Genomic DNA, 20,371 nt, shown 5'->3' on the forward strand with positions numbered 1-20,371 from the left:
AGGATTTAAGGTCGCTGTAAGGTTGCCGTCAGTATCCAGAAAGATGCCGCTGTTATGCTCAAATTGCGATACTAAAATCAGCAGCAAACAGAGTGGAGTGAAAAAGATGAATGCAATCGTCTCAACGCATAATCTTTCCAAACGATATGGAGACGCTTATCGGGTGAACGAGGTGAATCTCGAGGTGCATGAAGGGGAGGTGTACGGCTTTTTGGGGCCCAACGGAGCAGGAAAGTCGACAACGCTCAAAATGCTCTTGGGGCTGGTCAAGCCATCAAGCGGAAAGGTTGTTGTTTTTGGAAAGGAATTTGACAAAAACCGGCTGTCCATTTTGCGCCAGACCGGTTCGCTCATCGAGTCTCCTTCGTACTACGGACATTTGACCGGTCTGGAGAACATGCGGATCATGCAGCGCCTGCACGATGTCCCGGACAAAAATGTATGCGAGGCACTCAAAATTGTGCGGCTGGAAAACCACAAGGACAAAAAGGCTGGACTGTATTCCCTTGGAATGAAGCAGAGGCTTGGCATTGCAATGGCTTTGATCGCTTTTCCGAAGCTCCTGATCCTTGACGAACCGACGAATGGACTTGACCCTGCGGGTATTGGTGAAATTCGCGAGCTGATCAAATCATTGCCGCAGCGCTACGGCATCACCGTATTGCTTTCCAGCCATTTGCTGTCAGAAATTGAGCAAATTGCTACTTCAGTCGGCATCATCAGCGATGGGAAACTGCTGTTTCAGGGCAGCATGGAAGCTTTGCAAAGCAAGAGCCAGCCTCGTATTGCGATAAAAACGGTGGATAACGAAACGGCGCATGTCCTGCTCTACAGGCAAGGCTTCCATTCAGTTATCGAGGATGATGCCTTGATAGTGAAAGAAATGAATGACGAGCAGACCGCTTTCGCAAACCGAATGCTTGTCCAGGCGGGCATCGATGTGATTCGGATTGAAGAGCGGAGGAAAAGCTTGGAGCGCATCTTTCTTGAGCTTACAGGAAAGGAGAAAAGCCTTTGATGAAAGCAATTCTACTGGAGTTCTATAAGCTGCGCCGCAAGCGGGTATTTCTCATGATCGTACTGTTTCTGTTGGTAGAAATAAGCTGGGCCTTCCTGTCTGTCAGCATGGCCATGTCCCGGAATCCGGATAAAGCGGGATGGGAGGGGATAGTTGTCACGATTGCCTCCATGAATGGGCTGTTTCTTCCGATCCTTTCGGCAGTGGTTGTGTCTCGCATCTCCGATATGGAGCATACAGGAAACACGTGGAAGCTGCTAATGGCGGCATCGCTTCCACGTAGCAGGATTTATGCTGCAAAATATGCTTGTGCCTGCCTGCTGATGTTGTTGGCCATGATCCTGCTCAGCATAGCGATTGCAACATTTGGATTGGCAAACGGCTTTGCGCAGCCGCTGCCGCTTTCTTTGCTGCTCCGATTTGTGTCAGGCACCATGCTGGCAAATATGGCAGTCATCGCCTTGCAGCAATGGATTTCATCTGCTGTCAAAAATCAAGCCTTTGGACTCGGTTTGGGGATGGTTGGCGGCTTTATCGGGATGACGGCCGATCTTTTTCCGGAAGCGGTCCGGCGCATCTTTGTCTGGTCTTATTATACGGGGCTGTCTTGTGTCACGTACAAATACGAGAACGGAACGATGGAGTTTGTCACCCGCAGCGTCGAGCCGGCTTTGCCTCTCGCTGTGGTTTTGATGGGAGGAGCCGTTTATCTCATCGGGAGTATCCATATGTCCCGCAAGGAAGAATAAGGGGGGGAACCATGTTGATAAAAAGTTTGGCTGCCGAATGGTTGAAAATGCGCAAGTCGTACATTTGGAGCATTCTGGCGGCACTGCCTGCTGTCAGCATCTTGATTGGCACCGCCAATTATTACGCAAACAAAAGCGTGCTCACCAATGGATGGTACAGCCTATGGACACAAGTAAGCCTGTTTTACGGGGAGTTTTTCCTTCCCGTTCTCATTGCCATCTGCTGTGCATATCTATGCCGTCTCGAGCATTTCAACAAAAACTGGTACCAGGTGATGACGGCCCCGGTTTCCCGGTCTGCGATTTTCATTTCGAAACTGGCTATCGCCGGGATAATGATGCTCATTGTCCAGGCATTTTTCCTGCTGCTGTATTTTTGCGCAGGGAAGGTGCTGGGATTGGCATCGCCATTTCCAATAGAAACCGTTGGCTGGATGAGCCGCGGCTTGTATGCATCCATCGCGATCAGTGCGGTACAGCTTGCTCTATCGATACGCATCCGCAGCTTCGCAGTCCCAATCGGCATCAGCATTTGTGCAGCGTTTATCGGTCTGGGGATGTATGTGATGAAACTCGGCATGTTTTACCCGTATTCTCTCTTGACGATCGGGATCGGCGCATTGAGCCAAGAAAGTTTGACAATCGCGGAGAACGGTCTGTTTTTGGCGATGAACAGCTTGTTCATTGTCATTGTCTCGGCTATTGCGATCAGGTATCTTTCAAAAAGAGATGTTGTCGCATGATATTTGTCGCATGATATATAGAAGAAAGACAAAAAATACTTACAAAAGATTATTAACTTACATTCTCTGAAGCTCTGCGCTACAATAAGGGTACCGTACATATGGAAGGAGCTTTTAAAATGATCATCGAAATTTTCCAGGACACGGTTTGTCCGTGGTGCCGGATCGGTAAAAAGAATGTATTTGACGCTATCAAACAGTGGGAAGGAGAACCGATCACCATCCGCTACCGGGCTTATCAGCTCAACCCGGACACGTCCAAGGAAGGCGTTCCCTTCTGGGAGTACATGGGGGCGATGAAAGGCGGAATCGAAGGGGCTAAACAAATGGTGCAGCATGCCGCCAATGCGGGTGAAGCAGCAGGGATCCCTTTTCAGTTTGATCAGGTTTCCGTTTGGCCCAATACGCTTGCTTCCCATCAGTTGATCAAGCTGGCTCCTCCAGAATTGCAGACCGAAATGGTAGACGCTATATACCGGGCTTATTTCGAAAATGGGCAGGATATCGGTCAATTGGATACGCTCGTAAATATAGCGGGTCTTCTCGGCATGGACGAGATCGAAACGCGCCTGCTCATCGAAAAGGGCGAGAAACTGGATGAAATACGCGAAGACCTCGAGTATGCGAAGCAACTGCAAATTACCGGTGTGCCCTTTTTCGTGGTTGATGGGAAATTGGCTCTATCTGGAGCGCATCCGGTCGAGAACTTTCTCAAAGCCTTCCGCCAGGTGTCGGAAACCCCATAGCATAGCGATTGCCGCCCGTTGTGAGGGCGGTTTTTTCATGCCTCCCCATGAATCCGCTCTCCAAGATTTACAGATTGAGTCTTGACAATAACCTTGCTAAAGTGGTAGAGGAACCGGTGAATCGTTGACCAAAGCCGGCTTTCTCAATTTATCGAAGAAAAGCGGGGGAGAGTTAGTGAAGAATCGATCTCGTTCCTGTCTATTCGCTCTACTGGCAGGGCTTGTGATGACTGTAATCCATGTTCCGGCGGCAAGCGCAGCGGGCACTCCTGATCCATCTGCACCGGGTCAATCGGTAACGAGTGGAGCAACTGCCGCCGTGCCCGGTTTTGACCGCGAGAAGCTGATCGAACGTCTTGGAGTAGATGAGGAAGATGTCGTGGGACTGTACTACACCTCTATGGCTGGCAGCTCTGAGAGTCGCATTCATAACATCAAAAAAGCGATGAGAAAAATCAACGGGGAAAAGATAAAGCCCGGAGAAGAGTTTTCCTATAATAAGGAAGTAGGCAACTCCAACCTGGCCGAAGATGGCTGGAAGGAAGCGCATGTCATCCAAAACGGCCAGTTGACCGAAGGATACGGCGGAGGAATCTGTCAAGTCTCCTCGACGCTGTTCAATGCAGTGATGGAAGCGCAGCTGTCGATTGTAGAACGGCACTCTCACAGCAAGACCGTCGGCTATGTACCCGTCGGACAGGATGCTACCGTCGCATATGGACTTCTTGACTTCAGATTTTCCAATCCATACGACTACACCTTGAAGATCAAGGCCAAGACTTACGATGATACAGAGGTGGTAATTGCCATCTTAAAGAAGTAAAACGGTACCAGCATAAACACATAACTGACAGGGATGGCTATGGCGTGTAGACAGATGATAGGTCTGTTACACGTCTTTTTTTTTGCCTTTCAAGCAGAAGTGGAATTCCACCCTCTATGATAAAAGAAAGGCGGCTTGCTCGTTTTGGACTCCTTCCGAGCGAACATACTGTTTGGTAAGGAGGGATTTGCATGTACGTTGTCGTTCGAGAGGAAACAGAGGGAGTTCTTGTGCACGTAATGGGAGAAAAGCTTGCTCTTGGAAAAGATGGCGCCTTTCTTTTGCCCGGGCGCCTGATCCATGCACTGAAACCGGAAGACCTGCCGGAGGGGGTCTCCTTTTCTCTCGAAGATACGCTTCCATGCGGGGCAGGGTTTTATCAGGAAGATCATGTAGTGTTTCGCCGGGAAGAAAAGTCACTTGCGTTTCAAGTCGATGTCACCTCCAGCTATGATCCCGAAACGTGGGACGGATTGTTTCCGCTTGGAGACACCCTGCGTGCGCGATATCACGTGCTGAAAACCATTCGGGATATCGATATAAGTGCAGTCTGCCTGGATGAGAAGGCCTTTCTTCTTTCTTACCGTCTGCACTGGCAGGCACTGGAGGAGGAAGATCTGGACAGCATGCTGTTGGCCGTTTGCGTAGCGATCGGGACGCTGGAGAACAGAGGCAACGAGCGCTTATGGTACGGCGGAAGAGATGAGAACGGCGGCAATGATTTCTGTCCGTGAAAAACAAACAGTGATATAGTAAAAGAGGGAAAATTGGGCAAGAGGGAGAGAAGAAGTTATGCAAACGATCCGGAATATTTACTGTGTAGGACGCAACTACAAGCTTCATGCGGCAGAGCTGGGAAACGAGGTCCCAACGGCCCCGATGCTTTTCGGCAAGCCGACTCATGCCCTGGTTGAGGCGAATGGACAAGAGATCGAGCTTCCGGGGAATCGCGGTGAACTGCATTACGAAGCCGAGCTCGTGATCCATATTGCCAGACCTTTTGCCGAAGGGGCGAAGCTGGAGGACATCGTCGACAAAATGGCATTGGGCATCGATTTTACACTGCGCGATGTTCAGAGCGAGCTGAAGAAAAAGGGATATCCCTGGATGCTGGCAAAAGGCTTTCCGAATTCTGCTGTCGTCACTGCTTTTCGGCCGTTCCCAGGTTTGCAAGCGTGCCTGGAAACGGATTTCACACTCGTCAAGAACGGCGAACAGGCACAGCGGGGGAATATCGGCGATGTCATCTTCGATTTGATGACCATTATCCGCTATACAAATGAACACTTCGGCTTGGACCAGGGAGATATTATTTATACAGGCACTCCTGCCGGTGTCGCAGCTACGAAAAACGGCGATCATTTTAGCTTCCTGTGGGGATCGGAAAACTGGGGAGAATTTACTGCAAGACTCGTCTAACTCCGCATAATGAAAGCCATCTTCTGACACTATCAGGCAGAAGATGGCTTTTTTGCGCTTGGCCTCGCGTATTTTTTGCTATCTAGGCCCAGGGAACTAAAAGGCATTCATGGCAATGTTTGAGACTCTTTTTTCGTGTAGGGCCAAGTTACCAAAAAACGCATTGGTAAATTTTACGGTCTTATCCTCCCGTTTCCTCCTGCGGTAACCTGTGCTTGTACCCGATTGAGGGATCACAACATGACAAGGAGGAAAAGAGAGTGACGAAAAGAGATTGGGTGATGAAATCGACTATCGCCGTCATGCTGAGTACGTCCCTGTTAATGGGTGGTCAAGTTGGACAAGCGGCCGCTTATTCGCAAGATTCCGGGAAGTCTGAACAAATCGTGAGCTTGACCAAATCGCTGCTGGGCAAAGATTACAAATTTGGTGCCGAAGGGCCGAACAGCTTCGGTTCAGCGGGATTGGCCACGTATGTATACGGCAAAGCAGGAATCAAAATTGATGATACGATCTCTGAATTGTATCGCGGCGGGACCAAAGTAAGCCGGACAAGCGTTAAAGCCGGGGATCTCGTATTCTTCTCCTCCAATGGGAAAGGCAATCCTTCCTTCATGGGGATTTATGTGGGGAACGATCAATTTATCTACTCTTCGCAGAGCCAAGATGAAGTAGTGGTGAAAAAATACTCCGCATATGAAAAGAAATTCTTGGGCGCCAGACGGTATGTAAAAGAAGAGTCTGCTTCAAAGCCAAGTACGCCCGACAATGGCTCGGAAGCTACCGCTATTGCCAACCAGGTAATTAAAAACGGTGAGAAATACATGGGTACACCGTACAAATTCGGCTCTAGCAAAAACACGACCAAAACGTTTGACTGCTCGTCGTTTACCCAACGTGTGTTTAAAGAAGCGGGAATTACGCTGCCACGCGATTCTCGCCAGCAATCCACAGTAGGGAAAAGCGTATCTTTGAAAAACGTGAAAAAAGGCGATCTGATTTTCATGAAAGCATCCGTCAACACATCGTCTGACCGGATCACGCATGTCGCCATTTATGCAGGGAACGGAAAAATTTTGCATACGTACGGTAAGCCTGGGGTTACATACTCGAAGTTCGATGGTACGAACTGGGAACGCCGTGTGGTAAAAGTAAAGCGCGTCATTCCTGAATAAAAAATCCGCGTATCCGCAAAGATACAGGCTCTCATGCTTTATGCGTGGGAGTCTTTTTTTCTTCGCTTTTGCAGACTTTCTCTCCATGTTGTTTCTATATTAACTAGGACGAAAGCGGAGTGCTTTTGTTACAATAGATAGGTTGACAAATGATGGAAGGTTTTTGTTTGCAAGAACAGGAGGTGTGTATTAGCGATGAAGATTCGTTACATGCTGGTTCTGGCGATTGTCGCTTTGTCTACTTATTTAGCAGTAGGGACAGGCAGTCAAAAGGAGAACGTAAACGAGATGATAGCCAAACCGGAGGTCCGGTATCTGGCCCCGGATTTTCAAGGGATGTCCTTGCATGGAGAAGAGATGTCGCTTGCAGAGCAGAGGGGCAAACCTGTTTTTCTGAATTTCTGGGCCAGCTGGTGCCCGCCTTGCCAAGCAGAGATGCCCGATTTGACTTCCTTGCATAAAACGTATGGGGATCAAGTTTCCTTTATAGGGATCAACACGACCTACAATGATTCGGAGGAGGCGGCACGGGATTTTGTTAAGCTATACCAGGTAGACTATCCCATCGTCACAGATCCCAAGGGAGAAATCAGCAAAGAGTACCAGATCATCGCCATGCCTACGAGTTTTGTCCTAGATGCGGACGGCAGGATTGTGTACAAAAAAATGGGTCCGGTGACGATCGAAGAATTTGAACGGGTTGTACAACCCCTGCTGAAGAAAGGAAATCCGTAATGCTGGAACCGGGGGCAATGCTGTCAATCGGTCCGTTGCACTTTTCAACCAGCGTCCTGTCTGTCGTCCTAGCACTCCTTCTCTATGGATTTTGGATCAAACGAGTCGAAGAGAAGCTGGAAGGGGTTCAGTCGTTTTTGCAGGCAGGCAGCAACGCATTATTGGCTGGGCTTCTTTTGTACAAGCTGTGGCCAGTGTTGGAAGCCGGAAAAGCGGTGTGGCTGCAGCCCTCCCGATGGCTGCTGTACAGTGGCGGAGCGTACGGTCTGGAAGCTGCCGCAGTCGGCGGGTTGCTGGTTTTCGCTCTGCAAGCCTTTCGAGGAAAATGGCCATTAGAGAGAACGATCGAATGGACACTCAGTGCTTTTGCCTTTCTGGCTGCGGTGTATTCGATTGTTGTCAAGCAGTACGGGGTGGAGACCGAAGGCTGGGGATGGGTACTGAATGGAAGCTACTACCTCCCTGTTAATGCCCTGCATGCAGGAGTGATGGTGCTCCTGATTGCCATGCTAACCTTTTCGCGTTCGCGAGCGCATTTTGTCCGCAGAGAACGGATCGGTCTGCTGCTGATGGGCATAGGGTTGTGGGCTATCCTATACGTTGCGCTCACCCCAAGCGAAAGCATACAGACAGGCTGGCGGTCATATCGTGAGGAAATGGGGCTTGCGTCTGTTTATGCAGGCGCCTGGATCCTGCTCAGACGCAGGAGCTAGGAATCCAAAATTTCTGAAAAAGGAAAAATTGAAAATTTGGAGAATCTTCCTATTATACCTGATGAAAATGGGGGAATGTACATGCAGCTACAGATGCCGGAGCGCTACAATTTTGCCGCACAGGTAGACCAATGGGCCGATCGTGATCCCGAAAGACGGGCTGTCTGGGAATTAAGTGACGATGGGACAGAAAGAATTCTCACGTACCAAGAACTGCGCCGCTATTCCAATCGCGTTGCCAATGGTCTTCAATCATTGGGGATTGAAGCAGGAGATAAAGTGCTCGTGCTGGTTCCGAGAGGGATCGAAGCTTATGCCATTTACTTGGGTCTGATGAAGCTGGGAGCAGTCGTCATGCCAGGATCAGAGATGCTTCGCAGCAAAGATATTGAGTACCGTGCGATTCATGCCGAAGCAAAGGCGATTATCAGTTTCGATGCCGTCCTGTCCGAAGTAGACATGATCCGTCAAAACTGTCCGTCGCTTTCGCGCTTTGTCACAATTGGTCAGAGCTGCGAGGGCTGGATCGCCTTGCAGGAGCTGTTGGCTGAACAATCTGACGAATTTTCCTGTGCGGATACTCGTTCGGATGATCTGGCCTTTCTCTCTTACACATCCGGTACGACCGGCGGACCGAAGGGAGTCATTCATGTTCACGGTTGGCCTTTTGCACATCTGGCTGTAGCAGCCAAGCTTTGGCTGGACGTACGGGAAGGCGATCTCGTCTGGGCAACAGCGGGACCTGGTTGGGCAAAGTGGGTGTGGAGCCCCTTTGTGGCAACACTGGGAATGGGAGCGACAGCGTTCGTTTACAAGGGACGTTTTGATCCCGAGGTGTATCTGGCCCACCTCCAAGCGTACCCGATCACGGTACTGTGTGCGACCCCGACGGAGTACCGCCTGATGGCCAAAGTATCGGGCCTGGAGAACTACTCCCTGCAAGCGCTTCGCAGTGCGTGTTCCGCTGGCGAGCCGCTGAACCGGGAAGTGATCGATACGTTCCGCCGTGTGTTCGGCCTCACCGTGCGAGATGGATACGGACAGACGGAAAATACGCTTTTGGTCGGAACATTCGTAGGCATGGAGCCAAAGCCGGGTTCGATGGGCAGACCATCTCCTGTCGTCCGTGTCGCAATTATCGACGAAGAGGGCAACGAGCTGCCGCAGGGCGAGGTAGGCGACATCGCGATTGACCGTGAGATGATTGCGCTGTTCCGCGGCTACCTGAACGATCCGGAGCGTACGGCCAGGGCCTTCCGCGGCAACTGGTATGTTACCGGCGACCAAGGGCGGATGGAGGAAGAGGGATACATCTGGTTTGAGGGACGTGCAGACGATATTATCATTTCCGGCGGCTACACGATCGGTCCATTTGAGGTGGAGGATGCGCTGGTCAAGCACGCGGCAGTCGCGGAATGTGCGGCCGTAGCCAGCCCTGATCCTGAGCGCGGACAAGTGGTCAAAGCCTTTGTCGTCCTGAAAAAAGGAATCGAGCCTTCCGATGACTTGGTGAAAGAGCTTCAGGATCATGTGAAAAAAATGACCGCTCCCTACAAATACCCGCGAAAAATAGAATTTGTCACCGACCTGCCGAAGACAACCTCAGGAAAGATCCGACGGGTGGAGCTGCGGCTTAAGGAAAGACAAAAAGAGCAACACCGCTCATAAATTCGATCAAACCCGGCTGCATGAAGCCGGGGCTTTTTTTGTTTAGTGACACCGTCCGTTGAAACATTACGGAAATGTAAGGAATGTGTAAGTGGATTCGATGGGAAGAACCCCTCTTCATTCGTATGATAAGGATAGATACGATAGAAGGGGTGATTCCAGATGAACCATGTTACCCTCACGACCAACGAGATCAATCCGCTTCCACGCGTTGAAACTAAGCGAATTCGCCCAGTGGGCAATTGGAAAAAATGGATAGCGGTTCTGTCGCTATGCATTATTTGCTTGACTTACCTGGTCCCGTCTCTCATGACGACTGCAGGCAGCGCCTGGATCGATGACAGCCGATTGCAAGCTTTGAAAGACAGCTCGTCCGGGTACATTCCGATAGAAGAAATGCCGGAACATCTGTGGAAGGCATTCGTCGCCATCGAGGATCATCGGTTTATGCAGCACGGCGGGGTAGACCCGGCTGCATTGGCCCGGGCTGTATGGATTGATCTCCAGGAGGGGGCCTATGTCCAAGGCGGGAGCACTATTACCATGCAACTGGCCCGCAACCTGTTTTTGACCCAGGATAAAACGATGTGGCGCAAAATGAAAGAGATGGCGATCGCGATGGAGCTGGAGCGCCGTTACACAAAGCAAGAGATTTTGGAGATGTATTTGAATGTCATCTACTTTGGACACGGCCAGTACGGAATCGGAAATGCGGCACAGTTTTACTTTGGGAAAGGAAATTCGCAAGCGATCGATACGTTGACGGTCGGCGAATCCGCCATACTCGCATCGCTGCCGAAAGCGCCCGAGGCTTACTCGCCTGTCAAGCACAGCGAAAAGGCGATGGCAAGACAGCATCTGGTGCTGGAGAGAATGACAGAGTTGAAGATTCTGTCACAGCAGGAAAAGGAAAAAGCCCTCGCGGAAAAGATTCAGGTGAGGCAGCCTTAAAAAAGCCAGAGTACTCTAAAAGACGTCAAAAGGCGAGTCTGTCGGCTTGCGACATTCTAATTGATAGGAATCACATGCAGCCGATCGGTTTTTTAAAGAGCCGATCGGCTTTTTTGCAAACTGATCCGATCCTTCATTATTGACTGGTCATTACGTCGTTCGATTGACTGCTTTGCTCAGAGCGTCCTCCAGCACATGGGCGTACTGCATGGTCGTCTCGATCTTGGAATGACCCAGTTGAGCTTGAAGCTGGTGGGCGTCAGGATTGAGCCGCAAAAATTGGGTCGCAAAGCTGTGGCGCAGCTTATGGACAGACAGATCGGGAATGCCAAATGCCTGCGCATATTTTTTCACCAGCTTCTGCACAGTACGGACCTCAATCCGATGTCCATGGGGCTTGGCAGGAGAGACAGCCAAAAAAAGGGCTTGTTCCTTCTCGTCCGGTTTATAGGTATGGCGTACTGCCAGATACCGCTGCAAATACGCTTTTCCCCAGTCACTGAAGAAAGGGGCATCCTCTTTTTTTCCTTTTCGCACCATCTTTAATTGGTTTTTCTCCAGTACGACGTCAGACAAATCCAGATTGACGATTTCTGAGACGCGGAAGCCGCCGGAGAGTATCAATGCGATCAAGGCCGTATCCCGATCACGGTTTTGGCGGTAGTACTGCAGTTTTTTTGTGGTGTCGCAGTGGGCTTGGTACCCGTTCTGGACGAAATCGACAAACTGGTGAATCTCATCGTCAATCAGGATTTTTGCACGGATGGCATGGGCGCGCGCAAGCGGTGTCGCTTCGACAAAGTCCAATTCGATTTTGGCCATGACATTGCGGGAAAGGTAAGACTCTCCATTCTCGTCCTCCGCGAGTGCGGACAGATACGTAAACAGGGACTTGAGACTCGAGATTTTACGGTGGATGGTCCGGTCGCTGTATTCACGCTTGGCGCTGCGCGTCGGCTTCTGCAAAAGGCCAGCCCGCTCAAACAAATGCGATTCCTGCAGATAGAGCATATAGCTTTCCACAGTTTCCTTCTTTAAATCGTTCAAGGTCTCCAAGGGGATGTCTTTCATTTCTTTGGCAGTCGTCAAGCCTTCAGCCATCAACCAGCGAAAGAAAAAGGAAAAATCCCGCAGGTATCCAACCAAGGTGGACGGAGAACTTTTCTTGCTCTTTTTATGCTCGACGAATTTTTCCACGTACCAGGGGAACTCGGGAATTAGCTGCAGCAATTGTATGGAATCTCGTTTTTTTATGACAGACATCAAACCGTCCTCCCTTTATGTCGCAATGAATAAAACAGGATCGTTCCCGAACATACATTCTATCAAAAAAGCAGGTTGATGGGAATTTTTGTTCCTATTTCGAGCAGGAGCATAAAGAAATGACGAATAGATGCTGCTGTGAGATAGTAACGGAATCAAGAAGTTGGTTGATTGTAAAAAAAGAGAGGAGTAGATGAACGACGAGCGGAAGCGGCTGATGGAAGAAGAGCAAAACGATTTGCGGATGCCGAGACAGATGGCAGGGAGGAAAGAGACCGGGCGAGGCGCGTACGGGTTTCCGAAATTGTATCTGAAGGAGGGATGACGGAAGGAGTGGCGAGGACTTGAGCGCGGTTAAAAAGCGACTCGTGAACCCTTGAATTTAAGGGCGGCAGAGAGAAGATAAACGGCACAGGTGAGCGCAAACCACTCCACATTGGATGCGACCCAGAGGTAAACGCTTAACGGCAGGGACCAAACAAAAGCAATCAGGATCAGCGGCGCCGGCACAAATGATGTGATCAAGGCAAAACAAGCGGGCAGCAAAATCAATAGAAAGAGCAAGAAATCAAGGCCTCTGAAGGCATCGCCAAAGATGAACTGGCAAGAAATTGCCAAAGCTGTCGCTGACCCGGCTATTCCGGTCAAAAGCCCGCCGGCAGACCACCAGTTGTTCAACATGTGAATCTACTCCTTCGGAAATAGAAATCCGCTTTACGCTTTGATTGATGTCAACATATGGCGATTATTGCAATGTTGAATGATAAAACGGATAAAAGCTTGCGTTTCTTTCGCTCGACGCCAACGGGAGACAAGGCCGATTTTCCTCTTTTCCCCTTGTCTGATCTGGAGTGCATCCGTCAGTATGGAATGCCAATGGGCAGGCAGAGTGTGAAGGGCGTATTGGGTTGCCTGCACTTTTGAACCGATTTCTTTGCACTCCAATGTATACAAAATCCTGCTGAGCGTACATACCGCATCCGCCAGCAATTCATCGACAAGATAAAGGGCTGCGTACTCTGCGCGTTTGTTCCAGTAAACGTTCAAATTAATGTTCATCGCATCCACGACGTTATCCCAGCCGATGGACAGTTCAAGCTCGGCAGGTTCAGGGCCGTAAACGGGGATGCCATGATGCTTGACGGTCCACCAGGTTACAGCGTTTATATCCCAATAGCCCTGCCGGACTTTTCCGTCGGCGACGAAATATATGAAGGGATTTGCTGGTTGGTTTTGCCCAGATGCTCTGCCGACAAGTACATGCCGTCCATCCTTTTCGCCAGCGGATTGGTTCTTTGCAGTCTTTTATGGATGTTTTGTATGCTTGTGAGATCCTCACGCGTCGGTTCATTTTGAAAAACCGTCAGAAAATCAATATCGCTTTTTCCGGAAGCAAAGGCTCCCAAGGCAATGGAGCCATAGACATATATTCCGGACAGGTGATCTGAAAATGCAGACTGGGCCTGCTCTTTATAGCTTTCCATTAGCAGTTGGACCTCATCTGGAACACTCACCGACTGCATGTGCAGATCACCGCCTTGCTGCTTATTGTTTTAAACGTACCATAATTTGCCTTTTGTTCACAAGACTTCTACATCAAAGCTTGTGCTGATAATAAAAGACGAAGCATCCCCAGCTTCCGATATGGACCATGATCAGCATTGCCAGAATGAAGGTGATCGAGCTAACGGCGTTCAGCAGGACCAGCACAAAGAAGAGGTAAATCGCAGCCAGGGTGACGAACCAGGAAGCAGCTCTCGCCTTCGTTCGGATCAAGTGGTGGCGCTCATCCAGTGCCCGTTTTTTCTTTGCGAAGTGGTTCCCCAAATACAAGCTCAACAGCCCCAATAGCATCCCGCCAAACAGCCCTGCATACGTACAGATTGTTTCAGTCATATGTTTTCATCTCTCTCAAAAATGAATAAATCTTCAATGGCGCATTCAAACGCTTGCGCCAGCTTGTGTCCGAGGACCAGAGAGGCATTGTACTTGCCGTTTTCCAAAGAAATAATGGTTTGTCTTGAGACACCAACGATTTCCGACAAGTATTCCTGCGACCAGCCTTTGGCCAACCGTCTTTCCCGTATCCGGTTTTTCATGGTTCACATCCTTTCTGTAAAGCAAGCTTTACGTAAGGTGTACTTTACATATTTTCTTTGTGTCAAGTTCGCTTTACATGGTGGATAGAAGAGAGGAGGAATAATTGGATTTTCAGGATGCGCGCACCCAAATGTGCTCTTTCATGTGAAAGCCTGAGCGTTCTCTGCTAAAATAAGTCATTGGAGCTTTCAAACAGGGTGATTATCTCTTGCGCAGCGGAGGAATCGGGATGAAACGCATCTGGATGAAGCTCGCTCTAGCCTTCATGGCCGTAGGGGCGAGCGGTATTCTCATCTCTGCCTTGCTCTCGATCAAAGAAATGGATATTCATTTTTCCATGTATGTGAACGAAGCAAGACAACTGGAACGTCAGGACGTTCTGGAGGTGGCCCGCAGGGCATATGAGGCCGAAAATCGTTGGGGAGAGCGTGCGTTTTCCCAGATGGATGCGATTGCCAAAGTGCTCGGCCTGCGAATCGTGCTACAGGACCAGAATCAGAGTCGGATTGGACAATTCGGCGATGAGTCTGCGGTGCGTGGCTCTGGATACACCAAGCTGCCGGTTGCTGTCGATGGCCAAACGGTCGGTTACTTGACCATCAGTCATCATGAAAAAGCTCCGTCTCATTCTGTTGAGACACATTTTCAAAGGGCCCATACGAACGCGTTGTTGTGGACGATGCTGATCCTGATTGTCGTCGTTATCGTGGTCAGCATTGGTATTGCCAAAAACATGGTAAAGCCGATCGTACGGATTAGTGATGCCTCGATAGCTGTATCGAGAGGAGACCGGTCAGTGCGCGTACCGGGCACGTCCGGCAAGGATGAGCTAGCCGGGTTGGTCGACAGATTCAATCATCTGATTGAGAGCCTTGAACATCAAGAGCAGCTGCGCAAGCGTTTGACGTCAGATATTTCTCACGAATTGCGGACGCCCCTTAACACTTTGCTCGCACAGACAGAGGGAATGATTGACGGGGTATGGGAAGCGTCGCCGGAGCATCTGGAGGCGACGCGAGCAGAGGTGCTGCGTTTAATCCGGTTGGTCAGCGATCTGGATGAAGTCATTCAGGCAGAATCAGGAACGCTCAAAATCAATCAGGACATGGTGGACATAAGCAAGATTGCAGAGCTGACTGCGGACGCCATGAGTGCCGCCCTGGCGCAAAAAAACATCGTGCTCAAAAAGCAGCTAGAAGGTGAAGCGATGGTGCTTGGGGACCGCCATCGGCTTGCCCAAGTGTTCACCAATCTGCTATCCAATGCCTGGAAGCATACAGCCCCTCATGGAGAGATCCGGTTGACTGTAAAAAAGGAACGGGATCGAATCGTTGCGGTTGTATCGGACAATGGAAGCGGCATCGCTGCCGAAGACCTTCCCCATATCTTTGACCGTTTTTACCGGGGGGATCGCTCCCGAAACCGGGAACGCGGCGGGGCGGGTCTTGGACTCACGATTGCCAAAGGGCTGGTGGAAGCCCATGATGGCCAGATCAGTATCCGGAGTGCAGAAGGAATCGGAACGTCCGTCACGATGCTTTTCCCGGCAGCCGGGCAACGGAATTCGGTGGATTGAGGCGACGAGCAGCAGAGAGAAAAAGGGAAGAAGGAGAAGATAAAATGGCTACTTGGAACTTATCGCGTACCCGGAAGCACGTACTCTTGTGCAATGGGGGAAGCTGCACCCGGGCAGGTGCAGAAGAAGTAACGAAGGCATTCCGCTCAGCGATCAAGGAAGCGGGACTGGATGATCTGGTACATACGACAAAAACGTACTGCAATGGGCGATGTGAAGATTCATGCGTTCTGATCGTATATCCGGAAGGAACGTGGTACCGGAATGTAACCCCGCAGCTTGCCGAAGAAATTGTTCAAAAGCATATGGCCAATGGCCAGCCGCTTGAGGCAAGCATCTCGCACCAATGGAGCCCTGACGGATTTGAACGGTCAGCCGATGCTCCCGTGGGACGATTCAAATCGGAAAAGAATGCAGAGTAGGACCGAGTACAGGCCACAGCATAAGATGCTGCGGCTTTTTTGTTTTTGCAAAGAATGAGAACAAAAAGGCTAGGCTATAGATACCTGTAGAACCACAGGAAAAGGGCTAAATGACCTGAAAAAAGGGGAGTGTAAAGAAAAAGCCGAGACAAGGGCGAAGAGAATGTGACCGCTTACAATATGTCTATGTCATATGGACGTTTTTGAAATAAAATGATAATATGAGTAAAGAAACGCTATTATACAAAGGTTTGTGCCATATTTTACTGTACATACCACAGAGACATCTGTTTTCGTCGCATGTATTCTTTTTCAACAAATGCTGGTTTTCCGGAAAATATCCTGGCAGGGAGGCATGTATATGTCAAGTAAGATTTTGGACGCTTTCTTGGAAGAAAATCTGGCGGATCTGAAAAGCAAAGGATTGTATAACGTCATTGATCCTCTGCAAAGTGCAAATGGTCCGGTAATCACCATCTCAGGCAAAGAGCTGATCAATCTTTCCTCGAACAACTATTTGGGTTTGGCCACTGATCAGCGCCTGATCGATGCTGCCGTCAAAGCGGCGCAAAAGTACGGCGTAGGGGCAGGGGCCGTTCGGACGATTAACGGTACGCTGGAGCTGCACGTTCAACTGGAAGAGAAGCTGGCCGCTTTCAAGCATACCGAAGCGGCGATTGCCTACCAGTCGGGCTTCAATTGCAACATGGCGGCAATTTCCGCTGTAATGGACAAGGACGATGCCATTCTCTCTGACGAGCTGAATCACGCATCCATCATCGACGGCTGCCGCCTTTCCCGAGCGCAGATCATTCGGGTGAAACACTCCGACATTGACGACCTCCGGGCAAAAGCCAAGGAAGCTGTCGAGTCCGGCAAGTATAAAAAAGTGATGGTCATTACCGATGGGGTATTCTCCATGGATGGGGATATTGCCAAGCTTCCGGAAATCGTTGAAGTGGCTGAGGAATTTGACTTGATCACGTATGTGGACGATGCACATGGCTCTGGCGTGCTCGGCAAAGGGGCAGGTACTGTCAAGCACTTTGGCTTGTCCGATAAAATCGATTTCCAAATCGGAACGCTTTCCAAAGCGATCGGTGTCATCGGTGGATACGTGGCAGGCAAACAGAAGCTGATCGACTGGCTCAAGGTACGCAGCAGACCGTTCCTGTTTTCCACTGCTCTCACGCCAGCTGATGTGGCTGCCAGCATAACGGCGATCGATATTTTGCAGAGCAGCACCGAATTGCACGATCGCCTCTGGGAAAACGGCAACTATCTGAAAAAGGGTCTAAAGGAGCTGGGCTTCGACATCGGGCATAGCGAGACCCCGATTACTCCATGCGTGATTGGCGATGAGCAAAAAACGCAGGAATTCAGCAAGCGCTTGTACGAAGCGGGCGTGTATGCGAAAGCGATCGTATTCCCGACCGTTCCGCGCGGCACCGGCCGCGTACGCAATATGCCGACAGCAGCCCATACCAAAGAGATGCTGGACCGGGCATTGGACATCTATGAAAAAGTGGGCAAAGAAATGGGGATTCTGCAATGAAAAAGATTCTGATCACCGGAGCTTTGGGACAAATCGGTTCCGAGCTGACTGCCAGACTTCGCGACGAATACGGTGCGAATAACGTCATTGCCACTGACATCAAAATGCCGCAAGACAGTGACGTACTGCAGGCTGGGCCGTTTGAAAAGCTGGACGTAACGGATGCAAAAGCCATGTTCGATATCGCAAAAAAGCATCAGGTCGACACCATTATGCACCTGGCCGCTCTGCTCTCCGCGACCGCTGAGGCCAAACCGTTGTTGGCCTGGAATTTGAACATGGGCGGTCTGGTCAACGCTTTGGAAGTGGCACGCGAGCTTGGCTGCCAATTCTTTACCCCCAGTTCGATCGGAGCCTTTGGACCGAGCACGCCGAAGGATCAGACACCGCAGGACACGATTCAGCGGCCGACCACGATGTACGGGGTCAATAAAGTGTCCGGCGAGCTTTTATGTGACTACTACTTCCACAAGTTCGGCGTAGATACGAGGGGGGTACGTTTTCCTGGCCTGATTTCCTATGTGACACCTCCAGGCGGGGGAACGACGGATTATGCGGTGGAGATTTATTACAAAGCAATCACCGACGGTACCTATACTTCCTATATCGCAAAAGGGACGTACATGGACATGATGTACATGCCGGACGCTTTAAAGGCGATTATCACCCTGATGGAGGCCGATCCGAGCAAATTGAAGCATCGGAATGCGTTCAATGTCACGGCGATGAGCATTGAGCCGGAAGACGTCGCCCGTTCGATTCAAAAGCTGATTCCTTCGTTTACGCTGAAATACGAGGTAGACCCTGTGCGTCAGGCGATTGCCGACAGTTGGCCGAACTCGATCGACGCCAGCGCCGCACGGGAAGAGTGGGGATTTACGGCAGAGTACGATCTGGAAAAAATGACAAAGGATATGCTAGCCCAGTTAAAAGGGCGGCTGCTTCAAAAAATCGGTTGAGATCAAAGAAAAACAAGCCTGATGCGCCAGGCTTGTTTTTCTTTGAGCAAAGCTTGATTGCAAGCTGCAGCTTCACTACTTTCTGTTTTTCAGCTTTTGCATGGTGATGACATTGGAGATGACGTTCCATACATCGGGCAGTTTTTCTCCCACGTACCAGTAGGCAAATCCGGCGATAGGCCGTTCCATGCTCGCCTGCATTTTCAGTCCAAGCGATCGGCTCTCTTCCAGCCAGATCGAATGAGCAGTCCCGTTTTTCCAGTACGTCGCCTTGTACTGCGAGGTTGCCGGATTCCAGTTGATAGCAGGTTTGTTTTGCGAGATGAGCCGGTAGGACTCCAGGATCAGCAAATCAGTTGATTGCCAAGCGCCATTCACTTTAGACCAGTCGCGAGTGTAGAGCGGCAGACCGACGATGTACTTGTCGGCCGGGATCTGCGTCAAAAGGTTGTTTGAGCTTTTGACGAGCCAGGGCAGCGATGAGACGGAACCGGCAGAAGGGCCTCCGCTCCAATGCTCTTCATAGCCCATTAAAACGATATAATCAGCATACCGTGCCAGATTGGCGTAATCGTACGGTGCACTCCAATCCGTCTGTGTATCAGGCGGAACATCGACGGAGACCGTTCGACCTTTCGCATGCATGGCCTGCGCCAGCTCTTTGACAAAAGCTGTAAAGGCTTCGCGGTCACCGGGCTTGATATTTTCAAAGTCGATATTGATTCCATCAATCTGGTACTTGTCGCTCAGTTGAGCCAGCTTATTGACGACGGCTGCGCGGTTTGCCGGTACAGAGAGCGCATTGTGGGTTGCGTTGGCATCGAAGCGGTTGCCAAACATCGCCCATACTTTTCTGCCATTCTGGTGAGCCCACCTGACAAGAGTGGCATCGGTATGATCGGCGATCGAGCTGTCGGCTTGCAAGTAAAACCAGCGGGGAGACAGCGTATTGACCGGAGTGTCTTTGACCAGATCAATGAACTCCTGCACGGTAGACCGGTACTGCCAGCCTAGGATGACGGGAGTCTTGCCTTTCGCTTGCTGATCGATTTTCTTCTTCACCCTGCTGAGAAGTACCGCCGTCTCTTCACGGGATAGCGGAGCGTTTGGACGGAAATATCCCTGGTAGCCAACCAGGAGCTTTTGGCGGATTGCCTCTGCCACATACGGTCTTGCCCAGTAGGCGACGCTGTAGGCATCACTGAGAGGCAGGGAGGCTGGCTGGGACGGTTCCATTCCCATCGCTCGAATGAGCAGTGCCGCCGCCTCCTGACGGGAAATGGTGCGATTAGGCGAGAAGGCGGTTGGCGTCGTGCCGTTTACGATACCGAGGGAGACCGCGGCCTGGACGGCGCCATAAGCCCAGGAGCTCTTTGGCACATCGGAATAGGCAGGAAACTGGCTTGATACCGTCTTGAGCTTCCACGTGCGGGTCAGCATGGCGACGAACTCTGCGCGGGTTACCGCCTTTTTCGGCCGGTAGTAACCATCGGCATCGCCCAGGACGATGCCGGCTTGATAAAGCGAGCGGATCTCTTCTTTTGCATAGCTGGCCGAAATATCCTTGAGCGCAGCAGCGGTCGATGCAGAGACACCTACAGAGACGGACAACAGTGACGTTGCCCACAATACGAAGCTAAGCATGATATGTACGTTACGTTTTCGCATGGCTCTACTCTTTCGTCTGTAATTTTTCTATGTCTCTTCTAGTGTAAAGAATAGAAAAACCTCTTTCATTCATCATTTTCTGGAAATA

General features: G+C 50.5%; 23 protein-coding genes and 1 pseudogene. 17 read left to right on the forward strand and 7 right to left on the reverse strand.

All coding sequences use genetic code 11. The features are described 5' to 3' along the window. The first annotated feature begins 106 nt into the window (after positions 1–106). The 12 genes and pseudogenes from EDM54_RS17940 (at position 107) to EDM54_RS17995 (ending at position 10,740) form a co-directional block, all read left to right on the forward strand. The gene (locus EDM54_RS17940) at positions 107–1,018 is read left to right on the forward strand and encodes an ABC transporter ATP-binding protein (RefSeq protein ID WP_122958579.1); all 912 of its coding nucleotides are present in this window, start codon (positions 107–109) and stop codon (positions 1,016–1,018) included. After that, positions 1,018–1,767, forward strand: a complete 750-nt coding sequence (locus EDM54_RS17945; RefSeq protein ID WP_081924459.1) for an ABC transporter permease — start codon at positions 1,018–1,020, stop codon at positions 1,765–1,767. Before EDM54_RS17940 ends, EDM54_RS17945 begins: the two co-directional genes overlap by 1 nt. 11 nt (positions 1,768–1,778) lie before the next feature. Further along, the gene (locus tag EDM54_RS17950; RefSeq protein ID WP_174768851.1) at positions 1,779–2,510 is read left to right on the forward strand and encodes an ABC transporter permease; all 732 of its coding nucleotides are present in this window, start codon (positions 1,779–1,781) and stop codon (positions 2,508–2,510) included. Positions 2,511–2,629: 119 nt separating this feature from the next. Then, a complete protein-coding gene (locus tag EDM54_RS17955) occupies positions 2,630–3,256 on the forward strand; it encodes a DsbA family oxidoreductase (protein ID WP_039071132.1) in 627 nt (208 codons plus the stop codon). A gap of 226 nt (positions 3,257–3,482) precedes the next feature. Next, the gene (locus EDM54_RS17960; protein ID WP_024985058.1) at positions 3,483–4,079 is read left to right on the forward strand and encodes a VanW family protein; all 597 of its coding nucleotides are present in this window, start codon (positions 3,483–3,485) and stop codon (positions 4,077–4,079) included. Between the two features lie 191 nt (positions 4,080–4,270). Continuing rightward, the gene (locus EDM54_RS17965; RefSeq protein WP_003386939.1) at positions 4,271–4,813 is read left to right on the forward strand and encodes a hypothetical protein; all 543 of its coding nucleotides are present in this window, start codon (positions 4,271–4,273) and stop codon (positions 4,811–4,813) included. A 58-nt stretch (positions 4,814–4,871) separates the two neighbouring features. Then, entirely contained in the window at positions 4,872–5,498 is a 627-nt protein-coding gene (locus EDM54_RS17970) for a fumarylacetoacetate hydrolase family protein (protein WP_003386938.1), read from the forward strand. Positions 5,499–5,821: 323 nt separating this feature from the next. Continuing rightward, positions 5,822–6,598, forward strand: a pseudogene (locus tag EDM54_RS17975) (C40 family peptidase); the annotation flags it as partial. Positions 6,599–6,868: 270 nt separating this feature from the next. Continuing rightward, complete coding sequence (locus tag EDM54_RS17980) at positions 6,869–7,408, forward strand: TlpA family protein disulfide reductase (RefSeq protein WP_003386935.1); 540 nt, start codon at positions 6,869–6,871, stop codon at positions 7,406–7,408. Beyond that, positions 7,408–8,121, forward strand: coding sequence for a hypothetical protein (locus EDM54_RS17985; RefSeq protein ID WP_122958580.1), 714 nt, complete (start codon positions 7,408–7,410; stop codon positions 8,119–8,121). The genes EDM54_RS17980 and EDM54_RS17985 overlap by 1 nt, the downstream gene beginning before the upstream one ends. A gap of 81 nt (positions 8,122–8,202) precedes the next feature. After that, a complete protein-coding gene (locus EDM54_RS17990) occupies positions 8,203–9,789 on the forward strand; it encodes an acetate--CoA ligase (RefSeq protein ID WP_122958581.1) in 1,587 nt (528 codons plus the stop codon). 162 nt (positions 9,790–9,951) lie between these two features. Further along, a complete protein-coding gene (locus tag EDM54_RS17995) occupies positions 9,952–10,740 on the forward strand; it encodes a transglycosylase domain-containing protein (RefSeq protein WP_003386932.1) in 789 nt (262 codons plus the stop codon). Positions 10,741–10,890: 150 nt separating this feature from the next. Here EDM54_RS17995 and xerS read toward each other — a convergent pair whose 3' ends face one another. Then, the gene (gene xerS / locus EDM54_RS18000; protein ID WP_003386931.1) at positions 10,891–12,003 is read right to left on the reverse strand and encodes a tyrosine recombinase XerS; all 1,113 of its coding nucleotides are present in this window, start codon (positions 12,001–12,003) and stop codon (positions 10,891–10,893) included. A 193-nt stretch (positions 12,004–12,196) separates the two neighbouring features. On the opposite strand from xerS, the gene EDM54_RS27050 reads away from it, so the two are divergent. Beyond that, positions 12,197–12,328, forward strand: coding sequence for a hypothetical protein (locus EDM54_RS27050; protein WP_255320301.1), 132 nt, complete (start codon positions 12,197–12,199; stop codon positions 12,326–12,328). A gap of 29 nt (positions 12,329–12,357) precedes the next feature. Here EDM54_RS27050 and EDM54_RS18005 read toward each other — a convergent pair whose 3' ends face one another. The 5 genes from EDM54_RS18005 to EDM54_RS18025 all read right to left on the reverse strand — a co-directional run bounded on the left by EDM54_RS18005 (position 12,358) and on the right by EDM54_RS18025 (position 14,102). Continuing rightward, positions 12,358–12,684, reverse strand: coding sequence for a hypothetical protein (locus EDM54_RS18005; RefSeq protein WP_122958582.1), 327 nt, complete (start codon positions 12,682–12,684; stop codon positions 12,358–12,360). Positions 12,685–12,717: 33 nt separating this feature from the next. Then, positions 12,718–13,062 carry an aminoglycoside adenylyltransferase domain-containing protein gene (locus tag EDM54_RS18010; protein WP_255320303.1) on the reverse strand — a complete coding sequence of 115 codons (345 nt, stop codon included), beginning with the start codon at positions 13,060–13,062 and terminating at the stop codon, positions 12,718–12,720. A gap of 104 nt (positions 13,063–13,166) precedes the next feature. Beyond that, positions 13,167–13,487 carry a nucleotidyltransferase domain-containing protein gene (locus EDM54_RS18015; protein WP_183189171.1) on the reverse strand — a complete coding sequence of 107 codons (321 nt, stop codon included), beginning with the start codon at positions 13,485–13,487 and terminating at the stop codon, positions 13,167–13,169. A 112-nt stretch (positions 13,488–13,599) separates the two neighbouring features. Beyond that, positions 13,600–13,899 carry a DUF2178 domain-containing protein gene (locus tag EDM54_RS18020; protein ID WP_051567398.1) on the reverse strand — a complete coding sequence of 100 codons (300 nt, stop codon included), beginning with the start codon at positions 13,897–13,899 and terminating at the stop codon, positions 13,600–13,602. After that, complete coding sequence (locus EDM54_RS18025; RefSeq protein ID WP_024984333.1) at positions 13,896–14,102, reverse strand: helix-turn-helix transcriptional regulator; 207 nt, start codon at positions 14,100–14,102, stop codon at positions 13,896–13,898. Before EDM54_RS18025 ends, EDM54_RS18020 begins: the two co-directional genes overlap by 4 nt. Before the next feature lie 230 nt (positions 14,103–14,332). Here EDM54_RS18025 and EDM54_RS18030 point away from each other — a divergent pair, with 230 nt between their 5' ends. From EDM54_RS18030 to EDM54_RS18045, 4 genes are all read left to right on the forward strand, one after another. Further along, positions 14,333–15,679, forward strand: coding sequence for a sensor histidine kinase (locus EDM54_RS18030; RefSeq protein ID WP_031933310.1), 1,347 nt, complete (start codon positions 14,333–14,335; stop codon positions 15,677–15,679). Positions 15,680–15,723: 44 nt separating this feature from the next. Beyond that, positions 15,724–16,101, forward strand: a complete 378-nt coding sequence (locus EDM54_RS18035; RefSeq protein ID WP_024984335.1) for a (2Fe-2S) ferredoxin domain-containing protein — start codon at positions 15,724–15,726, stop codon at positions 16,099–16,101. Positions 16,102–16,462: 361 nt separating this feature from the next. Beyond that, positions 16,463–17,656: a glycine C-acetyltransferase gene (locus EDM54_RS18040; protein WP_024984336.1), complete on the forward strand. Its 1,194-nt coding sequence runs from the start codon at positions 16,463–16,465 to the stop codon at positions 17,654–17,656. Then, positions 17,653–18,615 (forward strand): L-threonine 3-dehydrogenase, encoded by a 963-nt coding sequence (locus EDM54_RS18045; protein WP_003386922.1) that lies wholly within the window; start codon positions 17,653–17,655, stop codon positions 18,613–18,615. The genes EDM54_RS18040 and EDM54_RS18045 overlap by 4 nt, the downstream gene beginning before the upstream one ends. Before the next feature lie 75 nt (positions 18,616–18,690). On the opposite strand, the gene EDM54_RS18050 is transcribed toward EDM54_RS18045, so the two are convergent. Then, on the reverse strand, positions 18,691–20,283 hold the full coding sequence (locus EDM54_RS18050) for an S-layer homology domain-containing protein (RefSeq protein ID WP_003386921.1): 1,593 nt from the start codon (positions 20,281–20,283) through the stop codon (positions 18,691–18,693). Between the last annotated feature and the right edge of the window lie 88 nt (positions 20,284–20,371).

The sequence above is a fragment of the Brevibacillus borstelensis genome (genome assembly GCF_003710865.1).
GTDB classification, from domain to species: Bacteria; Bacillota; Bacilli; order Brevibacillales; family Brevibacillaceae; genus Brevibacillus; species Brevibacillus borstelensis.

Coding starts and splice junctions, on each gene's coding strand:
- EDM54_RS18045 (WP_003386922.1), top strand. CDS start 17,653: ATGAAAAAGATTCTGATCACCGGAGCTTTGGGACAAATCGGTTCCGAG.
- EDM54_RS18015 (WP_183189171.1), bottom strand. CDS start 13,487: ATGGAAAGCTATAAAGAGCAGGCCCAGTCTGCATTTTCAGATCACCTG.
- EDM54_RS18005 (WP_122958582.1), bottom strand. CDS start 12,684: ATGTTGAACAACTGGTGGTCTGCCGGCGGGCTTTTGACCGGAATAGCC.
- EDM54_RS18025 (WP_024984333.1), bottom strand. CDS start 14,102: ATGAAAAACCGGATACGGGAAAGACGGTTGGCCAAAGGCTGGTCGCAG.
- EDM54_RS18020 (WP_051567398.1), bottom strand. CDS start 13,899: ATGACTGAAACAATCTGTACGTATGCAGGGCTGTTTGGCGGGATGCTA.
- xerS (WP_003386931.1), bottom strand. CDS start 12,003: ATGTCTGTCATAAAAAAACGAGATTCCATACAATTGCTGCAGCTAATT.
- EDM54_RS18030 (WP_031933310.1), top strand. CDS start 14,333: ATGAAACGCATCTGGATGAAGCTCGCTCTAGCCTTCATGGCCGTAGGG.
- EDM54_RS17960 (WP_024985058.1), top strand. CDS start 3,483: ATGACTGTAATCCATGTTCCGGCGGCAAGCGCAGCGGGCACTCCTGAT.
- EDM54_RS18010 (WP_255320303.1), bottom strand. CDS start 13,062: ATGAACATTAATTTGAACGTTTACTGGAACAAACGCGCAGAGTACGCA.
- EDM54_RS18040 (WP_024984336.1), top strand. CDS start 16,463: ATGTCAAGTAAGATTTTGGACGCTTTCTTGGAAGAAAATCTGGCGGAT.
- EDM54_RS17950 (WP_174768851.1), top strand. CDS start 1,779: ATGTTGATAAAAAGTTTGGCTGCCGAATGGTTGAAAATGCGCAAGTCG.
- EDM54_RS17940 (WP_122958579.1), top strand. CDS start 107: ATGAATGCAATCGTCTCAACGCATAATCTTTCCAAACGATATGGAGAC.
- EDM54_RS17955 (WP_039071132.1), top strand. CDS start 2,630: ATGATCATCGAAATTTTCCAGGACACGGTTTGTCCGTGGTGCCGGATC.
- EDM54_RS17985 (WP_122958580.1), top strand. CDS start 7,408: ATGCTGGAACCGGGGGCAATGCTGTCAATCGGTCCGTTGCACTTTTCA.
- EDM54_RS17990 (WP_122958581.1), top strand. CDS start 8,203: ATGCAGCTACAGATGCCGGAGCGCTACAATTTTGCCGCACAGGTAGAC.
- EDM54_RS17980 (WP_003386935.1), top strand. CDS start 6,869: ATGAAGATTCGTTACATGCTGGTTCTGGCGATTGTCGCTTTGTCTACT.
- EDM54_RS17945 (WP_081924459.1), top strand. CDS start 1,018: ATGAAAGCAATTCTACTGGAGTTCTATAAGCTGCGCCGCAAGCGGGTA.
- EDM54_RS17965 (WP_003386939.1), top strand. CDS start 4,271: ATGTACGTTGTCGTTCGAGAGGAAACAGAGGGAGTTCTTGTGCACGTA.
- EDM54_RS17970 (WP_003386938.1), top strand. CDS start 4,872: ATGCAAACGATCCGGAATATTTACTGTGTAGGACGCAACTACAAGCTT.
- EDM54_RS18035 (WP_024984335.1), top strand. CDS start 15,724: ATGGCTACTTGGAACTTATCGCGTACCCGGAAGCACGTACTCTTGTGC.
- EDM54_RS27050 (WP_255320301.1), top strand. CDS start 12,197: ATGAACGACGAGCGGAAGCGGCTGATGGAAGAAGAGCAAAACGATTTG.
- EDM54_RS17995 (WP_003386932.1), top strand. CDS start 9,952: ATGAACCATGTTACCCTCACGACCAACGAGATCAATCCGCTTCCACGC.
- EDM54_RS18050 (WP_003386921.1), bottom strand. CDS start 20,283: ATGCGAAAACGTAACGTACATATCATGCTTAGCTTCGTATTGTGGGCA.